Annotated in this window: 13 protein-coding genes; 2 read left to right on the top strand and 11 right to left on the bottom strand. The window is 63.1% G+C overall.

What is annotated here, in order from left to right:
* Window positions 1-324: 324 nt before the first annotated feature.
* From glgB to AC4D2M_RS14650, 3 genes are read right to left on the bottom strand one after another with little or no spacing between them, the layout of a single operon-like run.
* A complete protein-coding gene (gene glgB / locus AC4D2M_RS14660) occupies window positions 325-3,990 on the bottom strand; it encodes a 1,4-alpha-glucan branching protein GlgB (protein WP_490892621.1) in 3,666 nt (1,221 codons plus the stop codon).
* Window positions 3,990-5,756: a maltose alpha-D-glucosyltransferase gene (gene treS, locus AC4D2M_RS14655; protein WP_490892620.1), complete on the bottom strand. Its 1,767-nt coding sequence runs from the start codon at window positions 5,754-5,756 to the stop codon at window positions 3,990-3,992. Before treS ends, glgB begins: the two co-directional genes overlap by 1 nt.
* Entirely contained in the window at window positions 5,756-7,771 is a 2,016-nt protein-coding gene (locus AC4D2M_RS14650; RefSeq protein ID WP_490892629.1) for an alpha-1,4-glucan--maltose-1-phosphate maltosyltransferase, read from the bottom strand. Before AC4D2M_RS14650 ends, treS begins: the two co-directional genes overlap by 1 nt.
* Before the next feature lie 189 nt (window positions 7,772-7,960).
* On the opposite strand from AC4D2M_RS14650, the gene glgP reads away from it, so the two are divergent.
* A complete protein-coding gene (gene glgP / locus AC4D2M_RS14645) occupies window positions 7,961-10,573 on the top strand; it encodes an alpha-glucan family phosphorylase (RefSeq protein WP_490892619.1) in 2,613 nt (870 codons plus the stop codon).
* Here the strand turns inward: glgP and glgX are convergent.
* The 6 genes from glgX to AC4D2M_RS14615 all read right to left on the bottom strand — a co-directional run bounded on the left by glgX (window position 10,570) and on the right by AC4D2M_RS14615 (window position 17,039).
* Window positions 10,570-12,648, bottom strand: a complete 2,079-nt coding sequence (gene glgX / locus AC4D2M_RS14640) for a glycogen debranching protein GlgX (protein WP_490892618.1) — start codon at window positions 12,646-12,648, stop codon at window positions 10,570-10,572. The genes glgP and glgX overlap by 4 nt on opposite strands.
* Before the next feature lie 16 nt (window positions 12,649-12,664).
* Window positions 12,665-13,657 (bottom strand): 23S rRNA (guanosine(2251)-2'-O)-methyltransferase RlmB, encoded by a 993-nt coding sequence (gene rlmB / locus AC4D2M_RS14635; RefSeq protein ID WP_490892617.1) that lies wholly within the window; start codon window positions 13,655-13,657, stop codon window positions 12,665-12,667.
* Window positions 13,658-13,745: 88 nt separating this feature from the next.
* Window positions 13,746-15,194, bottom strand: coding sequence for a cysteine--tRNA ligase (cysS, locus tag AC4D2M_RS14630; protein WP_490892616.1), 1,449 nt, complete (start codon window positions 15,192-15,194; stop codon window positions 13,746-13,748).
* Between the two features lie 52 nt (window positions 15,195-15,246).
* A complete protein-coding gene (ispF, locus tag AC4D2M_RS14625; protein WP_490892615.1) occupies window positions 15,247-15,735 on the bottom strand; it encodes a 2-C-methyl-D-erythritol 2,4-cyclodiphosphate synthase in 489 nt (162 codons plus the stop codon).
* The gene (gene ispD / locus AC4D2M_RS14620; protein WP_490892614.1) at window positions 15,732-16,451 is read right to left on the bottom strand and encodes a 2-C-methyl-D-erythritol 4-phosphate cytidylyltransferase; all 720 of its coding nucleotides are present in this window, start codon (window positions 16,449-16,451) and stop codon (window positions 15,732-15,734) included. Before ispD ends, ispF begins: the two co-directional genes overlap by 4 nt.
* Window positions 16,452-16,556: 105 nt before the next feature.
* Complete coding sequence (locus AC4D2M_RS14615; protein ID WP_056546372.1) at window positions 16,557-17,039, bottom strand: CarD family transcriptional regulator; 483 nt, start codon at window positions 17,037-17,039, stop codon at window positions 16,557-16,559.
* Between the two features lie 258 nt (window positions 17,040-17,297).
* On the opposite strand from AC4D2M_RS14615, the gene AC4D2M_RS14610 reads away from it, so the two are divergent.
* On the top strand, window positions 17,298-17,840 hold the full coding sequence (locus AC4D2M_RS14610) for a hypothetical protein (protein ID WP_490892613.1): 543 nt from the start codon (window positions 17,298-17,300) through the stop codon (window positions 17,838-17,840).
* Between the two features lie 66 nt (window positions 17,841-17,906).
* Here the strand turns inward: AC4D2M_RS14610 and AC4D2M_RS14605 are convergent, their stop codons facing one another.
* Both AC4D2M_RS14605 and AC4D2M_RS14600 read right to left on the bottom strand, forming a co-directional pair.
* Window positions 17,907-18,587, bottom strand: coding sequence for a response regulator (locus AC4D2M_RS14605; RefSeq protein WP_490892612.1), 681 nt, complete (start codon window positions 18,585-18,587; stop codon window positions 17,907-17,909).
* Window positions 18,584-19,843, bottom strand: a complete 1,260-nt coding sequence (locus AC4D2M_RS14600; RefSeq protein ID WP_490892611.1) for a sensor histidine kinase — start codon at window positions 19,841-19,843, stop codon at window positions 18,584-18,586. Before AC4D2M_RS14600 ends, AC4D2M_RS14605 begins: the two co-directional genes overlap by 4 nt.
* Window positions 19,844-19,922: the final 79 nt, after the last annotated feature.

Below are 19,922 nucleotides of genomic sequence, written 5' to 3'. Positions count from 1 at the left end.
CAATGACCAGCAAATCAACCAATCAAAAAACAATCGGTATCAACAAACATGGCACACTATTGAGTTCTCAAACAACAGAAGCACCCGGCACCAAACACAACCCTCAAGGCCGCATCATCGCTCCGGAGCAACTTTTCTAACTTACCCACCAAACCCCACCCCGTCAAATCCACCCTTCACCCACACTGTGTGCCCACCAGAACGAAGCTGGTTTTCGCTAGGTGTGGATGTCGGCCGGATCCGAAGTGTTCGTCGGCGCGGATATAAACTGTAGCACCCCGGCGGCCCACTTGTAAATCGGCTGCCGGGGTGACGTTTGCGGGGCTAAACCTGCGTCGGCGTGAGGTACAGGACGCCCAACGGCGGCACCCGCAACTCCGCGTATGCGGGCAGGCCGTTGTGTGCCCCCTCCATCGCCTCGATGGCGCCTATGTTCCCTACTCCCGAGCCGCCGAACTCTTCGGCGTCTGTATTGAGCAGTTCGGTCCACTGCCCTGCCCACGGCATACCTACCCGGTAGCCCTCGTGCGGAGAACCGGAGAAGTTCGCGATGCAGACAACGGGATTCCCCTGGGTATCCCAGCGAATGAAGGACAGAGCGTTGTGAGCGCCGTCGTTCTCGTCGATCCATTGGAACCCGGACGGGTCATTGTCCCGCGCATACAGTGCCGGCGTATTCCGATAGATGGAGTTGAGCGACTGCACCATCTTCTGCACGCCCTTATGCGGGATCGTGTCGGACAGCCACCAGTCCAGGCCATGCTGCTCAGACCACTCCGATTCCTGCGCAAACTCAGTGCCCATAAAGATCAGCTGCTTGCCCGGATGCGCCCACTGGAACGCGAGGTACGCCCGCACGTTGGCCAGTTGCTGCCAACGGTCGCCGGGCATCTTGCGAAGCAGCGACCCCTTGCCATGGACCACCTCGTCATGGCTGATCGGAAGCAGGAAATTCTCGGTGTACGCGTACACCATGGAGAACGTCGCCTTGCCGTGATGGTGCACCCGGTTGATCGGATCTTCAGAGATGTACTGGAGCGAGTCGTGCATCCAGCCCATGTTCCATTTGATCCCGAAGCCCAATCCACCCTGCGACGTGGGTCGGGTGACGCCGTCGAACGCTGTTGATTCCTCGGCGATCATCACAATGCCGGGCACGCGCTTGTAGGCGGTGGCATTGACCTCCTGGAGAAAGGAAATCGCCTCGAGATTCTGGTTCCCGCCGAACCGGTTCGGCTGCCACTGACCGTCCTCGCGGGAATAGTCCAAGTACAACATCGAGGCCACCGCGTCCACGCGCAGCCCGTCGATGTGGAATTCCTCGAGCCAGTACAGCGCGTTGGCAACCAGGAAGTTGCGCACTTCGCGTCGGCCGAAGTCGAAGATCAGAGTGCCCCAGTCAGGGTGTTCACCGAGCTGCGGATTGCCGTGCTCGTATAGAGTGTCGCCGTCGAACCGGGCAAGAGCCCATTCGTCCTTGGGGAAATGGGCCGGAACCCAGTCCATGATGACGCCGATACCCGCCTGATGCAGTTTGTCCACAAGATACTTGAAGTCATCCGGATGGCCGAAACGGGCTGTCGGCGCGAAGTAGGACGTCACCTGGTAACCCCAGGAACCGCCGAAGGGGTGCTCAGCGACCGGCATGAGTTCAACATGGGTGAACCCCTGCCACCGGACGTACTCGACCAGTTCTTCGGCGAGCTGCTTGTAGTCCAGGCCCAGACGCCACGATCCGAGATGCACCTCGTACACGCTCATCGGACCATTGTGCGGGTCCTTGGCACGGCGTTCCTGGATCCAGTCTTCGTCGCCGAACACGTAGCGGGACTCGACCACCCGGGACCCGGTGAGCGGCGGCACCTCAGTACCGCGGGCCATCGGGTCAGCCTTCTCGCGCCACTGACCGTCTCGACCCAGGATTTCGAACTTGTAGCAGGCACCGGCCTCGGCGCCCGGGACGAAGAGCTCCCAGATCCCGGAGCTACCCAGCGACCGCATGGCATGAACTGATCCGTCCCAGCCGTTGAAATCTGCCTTCACGCGAACCGACTGGGCATTTGGCGCCCATACCGCGAAGCTGACTCCGGAAATATCGCCCAGCGACGACGCATAGCGGCGGACATGTGCGCCGAGCGCGGTCCACAGCGTCTCATGCCGCCCCTCCGCGATGAGGTGCATGTCGATCTCGCCGAGGGTCGGCAGGAAACGGTAAGCGTCATCCGCCACTTGCGGCGCGCCGTCGTACACCACTTCCAAGCGGTAGTCAGGGACGTGCCCGGGGCGCTCGGGCTCAACAGTGCCGACCCAGATTCCGTTGTGCTCGTGGCTCAGCTCGACCCGGCCGCTGCCCGTCACCACAGTCACGCTTTCCGCGAGTCGGCGAAGGGTACGGATCGTCACATGCCCGTGCTGGTCGAGATGCGCGCCGAGCACAGCGTGCGGCTGGTAGTAACAGCCCTCAGAGACCTGCTGAAGGACGCCGGGATCCACTGGGATAGGACCTCCGAGAGGTGTCTTGGGGTTTACCTGGTCCTGTGTCACTGCGGTTCCATCCTCCTGCCCATCAGCGTCCTGGCCGGTTGTCTTTTCCTCGGCAGAACCGCCGCCCTTGAGCATCCTTCGAACTGCGGAAACGGGTACATCCACCCAATCTGGTCGGTTTCTCAATTCGTACACCACCTCATAAAGTGCCTTGTCAAGCCACAATGCGCGGAACAGGGCGCTCGCGCGGTCGACCGTCGTTCCGGCTTCAGCCGAATAGCCTTCGAGGAAAGCCGACACCGATTCCACGGCCCAAGCCTCGGCGCCCTTCGGCGCAACTGACGCGTCATGGACACCCACGCCGGCCGCGTACTCAAGAGAACGCACAAGCCCGACGACGTCACGGACCGGCACATCCGGCACACTGCGTTCGGCTGCTGGGCGCAGCGGCTCGCCTTCAAAGTCGAGGACCAGCCAGGCGCCGTCCTTCGTTGCAAGGATCTGGCCCAGATGCAGATCTGCATGGATCCGCTGCAGCTCGGGGAGCTTCTTCAGTCCCTTAACTTCACCGATGACCGCCTGGATCTCCGCATCAAACGGACCAACGGCGGTACCTGCTTCACGCCAGGCCCACTCAATGCGGCTGGTCAGGGACTCCCGGAACTCGGCCGCCTCCTGCTTGGTCGCCGGGCGGCTACCGAAAGCTTCAGCGAGCTGAGTATGGACTCGCGCAATGACTCGACCCAGCTCCCCAGCCTCAGTGGCGAAGGAGTCCCCTCTCTCCAGCGCGGTCATGGCCTGCCGCCAGGCATCCTTGCTGCCCGGAAGGAATTCACGGAGCACACTGAGGTGCCCGGTGACCCACTCGCTATCGGACCGCCCGTCGAGCCAACTGCCCATCACCCAACCGAACGTCTGGGGGACATCCGTAGATCCGGCGTCGGTGAGCTTCGCGCTTACCAGCACGTCCGGACTCTCCCCTGCCGCAAGGACCCTGAAGAATTTCAGGATCATCGGGGTCTCCCCTGTAGAGACAACGACTGAGGTATTCGACTGCTCTCCCCCCAGCACCGAGATGTCCGCCGACGGAGTGATCCCGGCAGTGGATGCAAAACCACCGATCGCCGTGGCTGTGGTTCGGCCGTCTGCCGTCGTGCCCTCGGTCCGGATGAGCTCGAGCCAAGCGGAGACGAACGCCGGGTCATGCGTGCCGTCATAGACGTATCGACGTCCGAGTTCGGCGTGCTCGATTTCGCCCAGGAGCCCGGCTTCGGCCCCGGGGAGAAGCTCGGAGCGGAAGGAAAGCGGCACATTGACGACGTCGAGTCTTCGTCCCGATTCGACCGAGACCAGGTGGACCTCCAGGCCCGCTTCACCCGTTGGATCCTCAAGCCGGATACCGCCGACACGGCTCAGGGAGATTTCCCTGCCTTTCGAGGGGAACCAGCGCTGGCTCGGCATCCAGGCTGTGAGCAGGTCTGGAAGGGATGACGTCGATGTGTCCATTACTGTACTGCCTCCGAAATAGGAATTACGGGGATGGCTTCGGTATGTGGAGACGCGACATTGGAGCTCGCCGAACGCAGGCGCAGCCAGTAGAAGTCGTGGCTGCCCAACGTCAAGGTGAGGTTGCCGTCCTCGGCGAAGGCCGGGAACGGTGTACCGCCGAAGAGATCGCGCAGCCCTCTGCCGGAGTACTCGGGCAGGTGCAGACGTGCCGCTACCGGGTGCTGGGAGAGGTTGAACACGCAGAGAATGACTTCCGGCTGCTCGCCCTCGGGGTTTCCCGCCGGGACTTCTCGAATGAAGGCCAATACGGGCTCGGCCTCGGTGGGCACATTTCGATAGGAGCCAAGACCGAAAGCAGGGTGCGATCGGCGTACCGCAAGCATCTGCCGCATCCAGTGCAACAGCGAGCTCGAACTTGCAAGCTGCGCTTCAACGTTGACGTGGTTGTAGTGATACACGAGCGACTGAACCACGGGCAGATACAGCTTTCCGGGATCAGCCGTGGAGAACCCGGCATTCCTGTCGGGGTTCCACTGCATCGGAGTACGTGAGGCATCACGATCCTCAAGCCAGATGTTGTCACCCATGCCGATTTCGTCGCCGTAGTACAGGAACGGGCTTCCAGGCAGCGACAGGAGCAGGGCATGGATCAGTTCCACCTCCGCCCGGGAGTTATCCAGCAGCGGTGAAAGCCTTCGCCGGATACCGATATTGGCGCGCATCCTCGAGTCGGGCGCGTACCACCCCAGCATGGCCTCGCGCTCCTCGTTGGTAACCATCTCGAGGGTGAGTTCGTCGTGGTTACGGAGGAAGGTCCCCCACTGGGCACCGGATGGGATGTCCGGCGTCTCTGCCATGGTTTCGATAATCGGTGCAGCCTTCTGGTCACGCAGCGCGTAGAAGAGCCGCGGCATGATCGGGAAGTGGAAGCACATGTGGCACTCGGCGCCGTCCTCATCGCCGAAGTACTCCACCACTTGGTCCGGCATCTGGTTCGCTTCGGCGATGATGACGCGTCCGGGGTAGTTTTCGTCAACCATCGCCCGCAGGTCCTTGAGGAACGTGTGCGTAGCGGGCAGGTTCTCGCAGTTGGTGCCCTCTTCCTCGAAGAGGTACGGGATGGCGTCTGCCCGGAAGCCGTCGATTCCCTGGTCCAGCCAGAATCGCACGACGTCGAACAGAGCCTCGATCACCTTCGGGTTCTCGAAGTTCAGGTCCGGCTGGTGGCTGAAGAACCGGTGCCAGAAGAACTGGCGGCGAACCGGATCGAATGTCCAGTTGGACTCTTCAGTATCAACGAAGATGATCCGGGCGTCCTGGTACTTTTCGTCAGTATCGCTCCAGACGTAGAAGTCGCCGTACGGTCCGTCCGGATCAGTGCGCGATTCCTCGAACCACTGATGCTTGTCCGAGGTGTGGTTCAGCGGGAGGTCGATGATGACCCGCACGCCGCGCGCATGCGCTTCGGCGACCAGGCGCTTGAAGTCGCTCAGGCTGCCGAACTCGTCCAGCACATCGTAGTAATCGGCGATGTCATAGCCGCCGTCACGCAGGGGGGACTTGAAGAACGGAGGAAGCCACAGGCAGTCGACCCCAAGCCACTGCAGGTAGTCGAGCTTGTCGATCAGTCCCGTGAAGTCGCCGGAGCCGTCACCGTTGGCGTCCGCGAAACCGCGCACCAACACTTCGTAGAACACTGCCTTGCGGTACCAGTGCGGGTCATGGGCAAGGCCCGGGGCATGCAGCTGAAACGGGTTCGCCACTAACGCGTCCTCCTGACGGAAAGGATGTGTGCCGGTTCCACATGGGCATCCAGCCTGACATAGTTGTGGGCTCCCCACTGCCAACCTTGACCGGTGATGAGGTCATCCACCCAGAAGGTGCCGTCCTCATTCCAGTCGCCCTCACCAAGGCCAAGAGCCTCGAGATTGAGGGATACGGTGCACTCCCGCGCGCTATGGGGATCGACATTGACGACGACGATCAACGTGTCCTTCCCCCGTCCGTCCTCGCCGAGGCATTCCTTGTGCTTGGAGAAGACCACAGTGGCTTCATCGGTGCTGTGGTGGACCGTGAGGTTCTCGAGGTCGCCGAGTGCCGGATGGGAGCGACGAATCTCGTTCAGCCGGGTGATAAAGGGGGCGAGGCTCCGCCCCTGGGCCTCAGCGCCCTCGTAGTCGCGCGGGCGGTACTCAAACTTCTCGTTGTCGATGTACTCCTCGGCGCCGGGCCGGGCCACGTGCTCGTACAGCTCGTACCCGGAGTAAACGCCCCACAGCGGGCTCGCCATGGAGGCCAGGACTGCCCTCACCTTGAACGCCGCAGGTCCGCCGTACTGGAGGTACTCAGTCAGGATGTCCGGAGTGTTCACGAAGAAGTTGGGACGGAAGAACGCGGCAGTTTCCCGGCTGACCTCTGTGAAGTACTCCTCCAACTCCTTCTTGGTGTTCCGCCAGGTGAAGTAGGTGTAGGACTGCTGGAATCCGGCGCGGCCGAGGGCGTGCATCATGGCAGGGCGCGTAAACGCCTCTGCCAGGAAGACGACATCGGGGTGCTGCTTGTTAACCTGTCCAATGAGCCATTCCCAGAACTGGATGGGTTTGGTGTGCGGGTTGTCCACCCGGAAGATGCGTACGCCGTGGCTCACCCACAGCAGGACAATCCGAAGGACTTCGTTGTAGATGCCCTCAGGATCATTGTCGAAGTTGATCGGATAGATGTCCTGGTACTTTTTCGGCGGGTTTTCGGCATACGCGATTGAACCGTCTACCCGCGTAGTGAACCACTCCGGGTGCTCCGTGACCCATGGATGGTCCGGGGAAGCCTGCAGTGCAAGGTCCAGTGCTACCTCGAGATCCAGTTCCTGCGCCCGTTGCACGAAGGCATCAAAATCCTCGAATGTGCCGAGGTCCGGGTGGATTGCATCGTGGCCGCCCTCGGGTGCACCAATCGCCCAAGGCGAACCGGGATCTCCCGGGCCGGCGTTCAGCGTGTTGTTGGGACCTTTGCGGTGCGCCGTACCGATGGGATGGATCGGCGGGAAGTAGACGACGTCGAAACCCATCCGTGCGACTGCGGGCAGCCTCTTGGCTGCGGTGGTGAAGTTGCCCGAGGTCCATTGCCCGTTGGCGGGGTTGTAGGTGGCACCTTCCGACCGCGGAAAGAATTCGTACCAGGAGCCGCGGCCCGCTGCCTCACGCTCCACAAGGATGGGGTACGGGCGCGAAGGCGTCACCAACGCCCGCATGGGCTCACGCTCGATGGCTGCGCGGATGCCGGCCGAGTGCCCGGCGGCGAGGCGCTCGTCAATCGGCAGTTCCCGGTTGCGCAGACGCTCCGCGGTGGCGAGGAACAGATCCCGCTCTTCAGGCGGCCGCGAAGAGGACTGGTTCGCGAAGAGCTCCGCGCCCTCTTCGAGCATCAGCTCGACATCGACTCCGGCGTCGATTTTCACGGTCGCATTGTGGTGCCAGGTCTCATACAGGTCACCCCACCCCTCGATCAGGAAGGAGTGAAGGCCGACGCCGGGAGGTCGGAGAGTGCCCTCGTAGCGGTCTGTTCCCATTCCCAGCGGAGTGAGCCGAACGCGCTGTACTTCCTCCCCTTCGGGATCGAGCAGCACGGCTGATACGCCGAGTTGGTCGTGTCCCTCCCGGAATACCGTGGCCCCCACCACGATGTCCGACCCTGGAATTGCTTTCGCGGGAAAGGTTCCGCCCTCAACCACAGGCGAAACCTTGGTGATGGGAATCCGTCCGAACCGCAAATCTTCATCCATGGATGCGCCTGCCCTTGTACGTGTCGCCTCGCTTGAAGTGGTCACGGGTTAGACGTTATCCATTATTCGCCCAGATTGCTAAGGCGACTTCCTAAAGCGCAGGAGTGTTGCGCTTCACAATGCAAGCGTTTACGGCGATATGAGCACCAGACATACTCCGGCGCTAAAATGTACGCTAACCTACCCAACGTGAAGGCAATCCGTAGGTTTACTGTCCGTACCGTTCTTCCGCCGAGCATCGCTCCCCTAGGCAGATTGGCCGGCAACCTGCGCTGGTCGTGGCACCTGCCCACTGCCCGGCTCTTCCATGACATCAATCCGGAAGCCTGGGAAGCCAGCGGCCACGACCCTGTACAGTTTCTCGGTTCCGTGACCCGGGAGCAGCTGCAGCGCATCGCGGCCAACCAAGAGTTGGTGACGCGCATCCAGGATCTCGGTGATGACCTTGAGAGATATCTCTCCGCACCCCGCTGGTACCAGACGCTCGGAGAAGACGCACCGCAGTCCATCGCTTACTTCTCCCCCGAGTACGGCATCAGCGCCGTACTGCCCCAGTACTCCGGCGGCCTCGGCATCCTGGCCGGCGATCATCTCAAGGCGGCATCCGACCTCGGAGTGCCGCTGGTCGGCGTCGGCCTGCTTTACCAGGCCGGGTACTTCAAGCAGTCGCTGTCCCGGGACGCCTGGCAGCAGGAAACGTACCCCGTCCTTGACCCCGACGGGCTTCCGCTCACCCTCCTGCGCGAAGATGACGGAACCGCCGCAACCGTAGTGTTGCCGCTACCCAACGGCCGTGAGCTTCGCGCCCACATATGGCGGGCCGACGTCGGACGCGTTCCGCTGCTGCTGCTGGACTCCAATGTCCCGGGCAATGATGAGGCGGCGCGGAACGTCACTGACCGCCTGTACGGCGGCGGCGGTGACCAGCGGCTGCAGCAGGAACTCCTGCTCGGCATGGGCGGCGTGAAGGCACTGCGCATCTTCCAGCGACTTACCGGGATGCCCGCCCCCGAGGTGTTCCACACCAACGAGGGACACGCCGGCTTCCTGGGCATCGAGCGCATCCGTGAGCTCATGGACTCCTCCAGGGACCAGCCGATGTCCTGGGAGGAAGCCCTCACCGCAGGACGCGCGTCCACCGTTTTCACCACTCACACGCCGGTTCCTGCCGGGATCGACCGCTTCGAGCGCGTACAGATCCAGCACTTCTTCGACGCCGGCCTCGCGCCGTCCGTTCCTACAGAGCGGGTTCTGGAACTCGGCGCGGAGAATTACGAGGGCGGTGACGCATCGAAATTCAATATGGCGGTCATGGGGCTGCGACTCGCGCAACGGGCCAACGGCGTCGCGAAGCTGCATGGCGAGGTCTCACGCGAAATGTTCTCCGGACTGTGGCCCGGATTCGATGCCCGCGAGGTGCCCATCACCTCGGTCACGAACGGTGTCCACGTTCCCACCTGGGTGGACCCGCTCATCGCAGACTTCGCCCGGGAAAGCTTCGGAGCGGAGTCGGTACTCGACCCGCAGTGGGCCCGTGTGTATGACGTCGAGGACGCCGACATCTGGCGGCTGCGGCGGATCATGCGATCGAACCTCATCGACGACGTCCGCGCCCGGTTGAGGTCCTCCTGGAAGCAGCGTGGTGCAGCCGACGCCGAGCTGGCGTGGACAGATCACGTGCTGGACCCGGACGTATTGACCATCGGGTTTGCGCGCCGCGTGCCCACCTACAAGCGGCTCACACTGATGCTCCGCGACCCCGACCGGCTCAAGGCGCTTCTGCTCCACCCCACGAATCCCATCCAGCTTGTCATCGCCGGAAAGTCGCACCCCGCCGATGAGCAGGGAAAGCGCATGATCCAGGACCTGGTCCGGTTCACCGACGACCCCGAAGTTCGCCACCGGATCGTCTTCCTGCCGAACTATGACATTGCGATGGCTCGCACTCTTTTCCCGGGCTGCGATGTGTGGCTCAACAATCCGCTCAGGCCGCTCGAGGCGTGTGGCACCTCCGGCATGAAGTCGGCCATCAACGGCGGGCTCAACTTGTCCGTCCTGGACGGCTGGTGGGACGAGATGTACGACGGCGACAACGGTTGGGCGATCCCGACAGCCAACAACGGCGCCTCAGCTGATGAGCGCGATGATATCGAGGCGGCGGCGCTGTACGACCTCATTGAGGAGCAGGTAGCACCCCGTTTCTACAGCACCGTGCGCCCCACCGGAGCCGGAGCGGCCGGTCCGTCCACCACATCGAACGACGGCGTCCCCCACCAGTGGGTGGCGATGATCAAACACACCATGGCCAAGCTTGGACCGGCGGTCTCCGCCGAACGCATGCTGCAGGACTACGTGGGTCAGCTGTACCAGCCAGCGGCCCGCTCGGCACGGCTGGCGATCCGGGACGGCTACAGCTCCGCCCGGCAGGTGGCGTCATGGCGTTCGAAGATCAAGGACGGCTGGTCCGCTGTGCAGGTTGAGCACGTCGACTCGGTCGGGGTCTCGGAAGAGCCGCAGATCGGTGACTCGCTCACCGTCAACGCGTATGTCTCGCTGGGGAGCCTGAGTCCGAACGACGTGACCGTGGAAGTGGTTCACGGCCGCGCGTCAGAGAACGACGACCTCAGCGAGGTAGCGGTAGCCGAGTTGAAGGTGGAGGAAGACCTCGGCCGGGGCCGGTTCCTCTTCGGCGGTGAGATCGTCATCGACCACTCCGGATCTTTCGGATACACCGTTCGCGTTCTTCCGCAGCACGAGAGCCTCGCGTCCAAGGCCGAACTTGGCCTCGTGGTGAACGCCTAGGCGCGGTAGACAGAAATCGAGTTCGACGCCGCGGTGTCCGTTTCTCCTGCACGGAGACGGGCACCGCGGCGTTTCCCATTGGCGACCGCGGTACTGAAGCGCAGCTCGAACATCTGGTTCTGGCTGTCCGTCGCGCCGAATCCCTGGAGTGCTGACGCGGTGGGGAGGACCACGCGACGGTCCTCCAGATGGCCGTTGACGACGATCAGTCCGTCGATGGCACCGTTCGGCGACCCAAGCAGCAGCTGAACAGTCCGGCTCTCCGGGTCCGACCACTGATCCTGCGACATCGGTTCGCCGTCCGCGTTGAACCACAGCAGATAGGAGGTCTCCTCCCGCGCAGGATAGCCGGCCGGTTGCTCGCTCAGGAACTCCCGCCGAATCCGCAGCAGCTCACCTGTGGCCGTGAGCATGGTGCGGGCCTCATTGTCGTGGTTCCAATGCACCCAGGCCAGCTCGTTGTCCTGGCAGTAGGCGTTGTTGTTGCCATGCTGGGTGCGCCCGAACTCATCACCGGCAGTGATCATCGGGACACCGAGCGCAAGGAGCTGCGTGGCCATCAGGTTGCGGGCGGTCAGGGAGCGGGCTGCGAGAATCTTTTCCTGCTCGGTCGGGCCTTCCACACCGTGGTTATAGCTGCGGTTGTCATTGTGACCGTCACGGTTGGCTTCGCCGTTGTCCTCGTTGTGTTTTCGGTTATATGCCGTGAGATCTGCAAGCGTGAACCCGTCGTGGGCCGTGACGAAGTTGATCGAAGAAATCGCCGTGCGTCCGGAACGGGCAAATACGTCTGCCGAGCCGGCGAGGGAACTTGCGAGCCGTGCCACTGTACCGGCGCGATGCCCTTCGGCCAGGGCGGCTTGGTCGCACAGCCAGAAGTCACGGGCCGTATCCCGGAAACGGTCGTTCCAGTCCGCCCAGCCCTGCGGGAAATTGCCCGTCTGCCAGCCGTTATAGCCCACATCCCACGGTTCGGCTATAAGTTTCACGCCGCTCAGGACGGTGTCTGCGGCGATCGCGATCAGCAAGGGGTGCCGCGGGGTGAACTGATGGCTCTCGTCCCGGCACAGCGCGACGGCCAGATCGAAGCGGAATCCGTCGATCCCGAACTCGTCCACCCAGTAGCGCAGGGAATCCAGTGCGAACTGGATGACGCGCGGTTCTGTGAAGTTGACCGTGTTTCCGCAGCCGGTGGTGTCAAGGTACCGGCCGTCGTCGTTATGGCGGTAGTACTTCATTTCACTCAGGCCGCGCCAGCAGAGCGCGGGTCCGCCCTGCGGGCCTTCGGCGGTGTGGTTGTAGACCACGTCGAGAATGACCTCGATCCCCGCATCATGCAGGAGCCGCACCATGCCCTTCAGCTCGTCCTGCACGGCCTTCGGACCGGCCTCGCGGGCGGACTCGGTGGCGTACTCGGGGTGGGGTGCGAAGAACCCGAGGGTGTTGTAGCCCCAGTAGTTGCTCAGCCCGAGAGGTGCCAGATGCGGCTCGTCAATATGAAAATGGATAGGCAGGAGCTCGACGGCGGTGACCCCCAACTCCGTGAGGTGTCTGATCATCGCCGGGTGGGCAAGCCCTGCGTAGGTACCGCGCAGCTCCTCCGGCACGTCCGGGTGCAGCTTCGTGAGTCCCTTGACGTGCGCCTCGTAGATGACGGTGTCGCGCCATCGTGTATCCGGCCGGCGGGACGAACCCCAGTCGAACGCCGGGTCTACGACGACGGAGAAGTAGAGCGGCTTTTCGCCGGACTGCAAGGTGTCGATGGCGCGTCCGTAGGGATCCAGAAACAGCTGAGACGTACCGGGCCCACCGGATAGCGGCCTGTCCGCAGGCCAGAACGCGTACCGCGACGACTCGTGCATCCCACCTATCAGGCCGTGGTGAACGCCGTCCGTGAAGTCGGGCAGCACGGCGGAGTTCCAGTCGCCGTGGGCGTCCTGGTAGTGGAGGGTTACTGCATCCAGATCGGGGGCGTAGACGGCAACGTTGAAGAGGTCCGGCTGGTTGCCGGTACACCGACTGACCCCCAGCGGAAAGGCCTGGGAACGTTGGGCGATCTCGGTGGTGAGGCTCATGAAGGGGGTTCGCTTCCTAACGGGCTTCGGCTGCCCGCTGACGCGAAATCTCATACAGGCTGATTCCCACAGCCATCGACGCGTTCAGCGATTCCATCGCGGAATCGATCGGGATAGACACAATTTGGTCGCAGTTCTCCCGTACCAGCCGCGACAGGCCCTTGCCCTCCGAGCCGACCACCAGGCACACCGGTTCGACGCCGAGGGTGATCTCGGGCAGGGAAACGTCGCCGTCGCCGTCGAGCCCGAGCACGAAGATGCCGAGGTCCTTGAAGGACTTCAGGGTTGAGTTCAGGTTGCCCACACGTGCTACGGGAACGCGCACAGCTGCTCCCGCGCTGGTCTTCCATGCGGACGCGGTGACGCCGACCGAGCGTCGCTCAGGCACGATGACGCCGTGGCCGCTGAAGGCTGAAACGGACCGGATAATAGCACCCAGGTTGCGCGGATCCGTGATGCCGTCCAGTGCTACGAAGAGCGGCGCCTGAGAAATGTACCCCTTCTTCCATTTGTCTATCGCCTCGCGGGCGAGGTCCAGGCCGTCCGAATACTCGTAGGGTGGGATCTGCAGCATCAGTCCCTGGTGGACAGATCCGTCAGCCAGGCGGTCGAGTTCCGGTTTGCCGGTCTCCATGAGCGGGATGCCCCGCTCCGTGGCGAGCTTGAGGGATTCGCGGACACGGTCATCCACGTCGATGCGGATGGCAACGTGCAGCGCCTTCGCGGGGATACCCGCCCGGAGAGCCTCAACGACGGCGTTGCGCCCGGTCACATATTCCTCGCCGGACTTGGGCTTGGACCGGCCTGATGCAGCCTTGCCCGCGAGCCGCTTTGCAGCGGACCGTTCCGCCAGTTGCTTGCTCTTGTGCGCCTTGTGATAGGGGCGATCTTCAGCCTTCGGCGTTGGCCCCTTGCCCTCGAGCGACTTCCGTCCGTGTCCGCCCGTGCCGATGGTGGGACCCTTCTTGGTCTTGCGGATAGCACCAGGACGTCCGTGGGGGTTGGCCATGGGGAAACACCTTTAGATAGAGGACTTGCGTGAGTCCAGTTTACGCGGGCAAACGCCCTGTCCTTCCCGCTGCCGCTTTCCCAAGCCGTCAGTCGCGCGACAGACTCCAGCGCGCGCCGTCCGCGGAGTCTTCAACGACGACGCCGGCTCCCGTCAGCGCGTCACGGATGGCATCCGCGCGGGCCCAGTCCTTTCCCGAGCGGGCAGCCGCACGCTCAGCCAGCTGGGACCGGATCAGTGCATCGAGGGCAGCATATTCGGGGCTTTCCCCGCCACCCTGAGCCGAACGGGTGTCGTCCAGTCCCAGCGCGCCGGTCATGGCGGTCACTGCGGCGGCTGCGGCGGCCGCGCCGTCGTCGTCCTTGTTAGCCAGTGCGGAGTTGCCGGCACGCACCGTCTCGTGGAGCGCTGCGAGCGCCCGTGGGACGTTCAGGTCATCATCCATGGCCTCGACGAAAGCGGTGGGAAGATTCTGCCAGTCAGCTGCGCCGCCGGCGTAGCCGGACTTGGCGAGGAACCCGTCAATGCGTTCGACGGCGGCGGCCGCCTCCTGGAGAGACGTCGGCCGATAGTCCAGAACTGATCGATAGTGTGCCTGCCCAAGGTAGTAGCGGACTACCCGGGCACTTGCGAGCTGCAGCATCTCGGCGGGGCTGACCGTGTTGCCCACCGATTTGGACATCTTCTCGCCCTCGTAGGTCACCATCCCGTTGTGCATCCAGAACCTGGCGAACGGGTGACCGGCAGCCTGGGACTGCGCCATCTCGTTCTCGTGGTGAGGAAAGCGCAGGTCAAGTCCGCCGCCGTGGATGTCAAACTCGGCACCGAGGTACTTGGTGACCATTGCGGAGCACTCGAGATGCCATCCGGGCCGGCCGGCGCCCCACGGGCTGGGCCAGGCCGCCGTCGTCGGCTCCCCTTCCTTCCAGCCTTTCCAGAGAGCGAAGTCCCGGGGGTCCCGCTTACGGTTGCTGAACTGCGCTTCGACATCCGGCGCCGCCTGCATGTCATCAACGCTTTGGCGGGTCAGGCTTCCATAGGCAGGCCAGGAGCGTACGTCGAAGTAGACGTCCCCGGAACCGTCCGCCGCCGGGTAGGCGTGTCCGCGGTCGATGAGCTGCGCAATGAGCTGGTGCATCTCGGGAATGTGGCCGGTAGCGCGCGGCTCATAGGTAGGCCGCTGCACGCCCAGGGTGTCATAGGCCTTGAGGAATTCCTGCTCGTAGCGGTAGGCCAAAGCCCACCACTCCTCGTTGGGCACGACATCCGGATCCGCCGGCGCTTCCTCGAAGGACGCCTTGGACTTGGCAAGAATTTTGTCGTCGATATCCGTCACGTTGCGGACAACCGTGACGGCGTAACCGCGTACCCGCAGCCAGCGGGTGAGCTGATCGAAGGCGATGGCCGAGCGCACATGGCCCACGTGCGGCATTCCCTGCACGGTTGCCCCGCAGTAGTACACCCGCGCTGCCCCGGGCGTGAGGGGCGTGAACTCACGGACTTCTGCGGTTGCGGTGTCATAGAATCTCAGGCTCACCGACCCAGACTACCCAATCCGGGTTCGCGAACCAGCAGCCGTTACCGGAGGCTTAGGCAACGACGACGACGGCGGTCGCGATCGCCGCGATTCCCTCGCCCCGCCCGGTGAAACCCAGTCCGTCGCTGGTGGTCGCCGACACGGTAACGGGCGCCCCGACCGCCTCCGACAGTACGGCTTCCGCTTCGACGCGACGCGGGGTGAACCTCGGACGGTTCCCCACGAGCTGGACGGCGACATTGCCGACCTCGAAGCCTGCCGCACGCACGATGCGAGCGGCCTCGGCCAGGAGGGTGATGCCGGAAGCGCCCTCGTATTCGGGCCTGTCCGTGCCGAAGTTGCTGCCGAGATCGCCTGTCCCGGAGGCCGAGAACAGGGCGTCCGCTGCGGCGTGGGCTACGGCGTCGCCGTCGGAATGGCCGGCAAGGCCGCGTTCCTGCGGCCATTCCAGGCCGGCGAGCCAAAGGGTTCGCGGCTGGTCCTCAGGCGCAAACGCGTGAACGTCTATACCGATGCCGGTGCGCGGGAGATTGGTGGTCACTGTAGCTCCTGTACGTGTTCGCGTGTCTGAAGAACGAGGGCTTCAGCGAGCATCAGGTCATTGGGTGTGGTCACTTTGAAGGCCAGTGGATGACCCGGGGCAATTGTCACCGGTATGCCGAGGGCCTCGACCAGCATTGCGTCGTCGGTGACGGAAGTGTCGTCCCGCGAGGCCGCATGCGCCGCCCGCAGAGTTGCCGCGTCGAAGCCCTGGGGGGTCTGGATGGCACGCAGCGACATCCTGTCCGGAGTAGCTGTCACCGTGTTTCCTTCCACCACCTTGATGGTGTCGGACACCGGAATTCCCGGTACTACGGCGGCAGCCCCTTGGCGCACGGCCTTCACCACCGCATGAAAGACGTGCGGCGGGGTGAGGGCGCGGGCAGCATCATGAACGAGAACGATGTTCACACTGTCGGGGAGAGCGCTCAGTCCGGCGCGTACGGATTCCGGGCGGCTTGCTCCGCCATCAACGGCGCTGAGGGTGACGTTCGGGTGAACCCGCGCCTCGACAATTGAACGGAGGTTCATGTCGCCGCGGGGGACAACCACCCTGACGTGGCCGGCAGCTGCCGAGGCAAGGACGCCGTCCAGCGCGTGCTCAAGCAACGTGCGGCCGGCACACTGAACGAGGGCCTTGGGCATACCGCGGCCGAGACGCTCCCCGGCACCTGCGGCGACCACTACTACGCCAACACATGATGGATCTTCAGACACAGCTTCACCCTACGCGAAGCGTGCAGCTGAGTGCGTGCTCGTGACCGGCTCTCGTGAGCAGGCCCAAAAAGGAAAAGGACCGCAATAACGCGGTCCTTTTTCTTCCTAGGAAGCCAGTACTTCGTCGAGTACCGTGGCTGCCTTCTCTTCGTCAGTCTTCTCTGCCAGAGCGAGTTCAGAGATCAGGATCTGGCGAGCTTTCGCCAACATCCGCTTCTCACCGGCAGACAGACCCCGATCGTGATCACGACGCCAGAGGTCCCGAACTACTTCGGCAACCTTGATGACGTCTCCCGATGCGAGCTTCTCCAGGTTGGCCTTGTACCGGCGTGACCAGTTGGTAGGCTCCTCGGTGAATTCAGCCCGGAGTACGTCAAAAACGTGCTCAAGGCCTTCCTTGCCCACAACATCGCGCACCCCTACGAGGTCAACGTTTTCTGCTGGAACTTCAATGGTCAGATCACCCTGCGCCACCTTGAGCTTGAGATACATCTTCTCTTCGCCCTTGATGACGCGCATCTTGATCTCTTCGATCTTCGCTGCGCCGTGGTGAGGGTAAACAACTGTTTCGCCGACCTCAAAAACCATGTGGATAATCCCCTTTCCCGCAGATCAGTTTATCACGGAAACGACACGCCGATTACGCGTTTTCGCAGGTCAGCGGGGCGAATGGCGATCAATTAGCTATCATTCCGCTCTTGACGCAGAGCAGATTTGGTGTATGCAGGTGCGCTGCGCACGGTCATCACCGCGCCACCAAGTCCAATAATCGCCGTCATTGCCGATAGGCTGTTCCGTAGCGTTGTCCGTCGGTCCGTGTGACCAGCTACCCCAGGAGTAAGTGCCGTGAAGAGTGCCCCGAAGAAACGAGTACAGCTGGCAGTAGCTGCCGGAAGCGCTGTACTGGCTCTCCTTGGAGCAACCGGGTGTTCCGCCACCAGCCTGCAGGCCACCACCCTCGAGTACGCTGCCTCGGACGGAATTGTGGAAAACGTGGGGCCGGTCCAGCTGCGCAACATCCTCATCATCACCTCCGGTGAGGGCGAACCGGGCACATTACTGGGCACCATGTTCAATGAATCCGATTCCCCGGTCCAGGTCACCATCGACGCTGGGAACGAGAGCTCACAGATCACCATCGAGGCCAACGGCAAGTACGTCTTCGAAGACGAGGTGGATGATGACGGAACCCTTCGAGACGTCAGTGAAATCCCCGGTGCACTGGTTGACCTCGAAATCACTGTGGACTCGGAGAGCGAGACCTTCCGCGTGCCGGTCCTGGACGGAACGCTTGAGGAGTACCGCGAATTTGTCCCCGGTGGTTTCACCCCGGAGCCTTCGCCCGCTACGGAAGCCCCTGAAGAAGAGGGCGCTCAAGCAGACCACTAGAACTACAACGAAAGGCGCCGGTCAGGGACCGGTGCCTTTCGCGTTTCTACTGCACTTCCACGTTATTTACGGCTCGTACTTGTAACCCAGACCCCGCACAGTAACGAGGTGGCGTGGAACCGAGGGGTCGGGTTCGATCTTCCCTCGAAGCCGCTTGACGTGAACATCGAGAGTTTTGGTATCACCGACGTAGTCAGATCCCCACACCCGGTCAATGAGCTGGCCTCGGGTGAGCACCCTGCCGGAATTGCGCAGCAGCATCTCGAGCAGCTCAAACTCCTTCAGCGGCAACGAAACCTGCGCGCCGTTGACGCTCACCACGTGCCTCTCCACGTCCATGCGCACCGGGCCGGCAGCGACAGTGCTGGAGATCAGCTCTTCCGGCTCGGCCTGCCTGCGCAGGACCGCGCGGACCCGTGCGACCAGTTCCCGTGAAGAGTAGGGCTTGGTGACGTAATCGTCGGCCCCCAGTTCCAGACCCACCACCTTGTCGATTTCCGAGTCCTTGGCCGTAAGCATGATGACCGGGACGCTTGAGCGCTGCCGCAGCTGGCGGCACACTTCCGTGCCGGACAGGCCCGGAAGCTGAAGGTCGAGCAGAACCAGGTCCGCTCCGGCGCGGTCGAACTCAGTGAGCGCATCAAGTCCGTTATCGACGACGACGGCGTCAAAGCCCTCCTTGCCCAGCAGGTAGGACAGGGGGTCGCTGAAAGACTCCTCGTCCTCAACGATCAGGATGCGGCTCACGCTTTCACTCCTTGATTCTGGGCACTGCTGCCCTTGTCGCTCTGCGCACTCTCGTGCTTCTTGCCAACCGGCGACGCGCTTCCGGTGATGCCGGCGGCCGGTCCGGTGTCGGCGTCGTCGTGGTTGTCCTCTGTGGGTTCCATCTCGGGCAGGCGCACCGTGAAGGTGCTGCCCTGGCCCTGCTGCGACCACACTGTCACTTCGCCGCCGTGGTTCGAGACCACATGCTTGACGATGCTGAGGCCGAGCCCTGTGCCGCCGGTCTGACGTGAGCGTGCCGCATCGATGCGGTAGAAGCGCTCAAAGATTCGTTCCTGTTCTTCGGGTGTGATGCCAAGGCCCTGGTCCGTGACGGAAATCTGCGCCAGGCCGTCGCGTGAGCGCAGGCCGACGCCCACCCTGGTTCCTTCCGGCGAGTACCGGATGGCGTTGTCGATGAGGTTTCGAAAGGCAGTCATCAGCAGATCGGGGTCCCCGTACACGGGCGCGTCAACCTTGCCGCCGACCACGATGTCGATGTGTTTGCTTTCGGCGGGGAGTTTGTTGCGGTCCACTGCCTCGGCGAGCACGGCATTGATATTGACCGGCTTCCCCCGGCGTACGACGTCCGTCCCCTGCAGCCGGGAAAGTTCAATGATGTCCTGGACCAGCGCCGAGAGACGGCCCGATTCCTTGTGCATCCGCTGGGCGAATCTGCGCACCGCCACCTCGTCTGACGCGGCGTCATCCAGCGCCTCGGCGAGCAGGGAGATGGCACCGACGGGAGTTTTGAGTTCATGGGACACGTTGGCGACGAAATCGTTGCGAATCTCCTCGGTGCGGGTGATCTCCGTACGGTCGTCCGCCAGGATGAGAATATATTCCTCACCGAGCGCGGCAACGCGGGCCTGCACGATGATGGTGCCCTGCCCCAACGGACCGCGCGGCAGTTCCAGCTGACGCTCCTCGATGACTCCGTCACGGCGAACGCGCGCGGTCAGTTCGAGGAGTTCACTATGCACTATTGTGTGGCCCCGAACGAGCCCGAAAGCGTAGGCGGCAGGACTGGCGCGGACCACGCCGTCGATCGCATCCACGATGACGTAGGCGCGTCCGACAACGGAGAGGACATCCGCCGCCCCTTTGGGGAGGACGGGTTCATCGGAGTCGAGACGCGCGCGGCGCTGCACCTCGCTGGCCCGGAACGCGAGGATGCCCGCCACGCCGATGGCGAGGCCGACCAGCCCGGCAACGAGACTCAGCAGTACAGGATCCACGAATCTAGCTTAGGCCGTGGTTGTGACGCCCCTTGCTGATCCGGTGGCTTTGGACCAGTGGTTCAACTAACGTTCACCT

The sequence above is a fragment of the Arthrobacter sp. TJ-270 genome (genome assembly GCF_058269075.1).
This window is presented reverse-complemented; position numbering and strand designations above follow the sequence as displayed.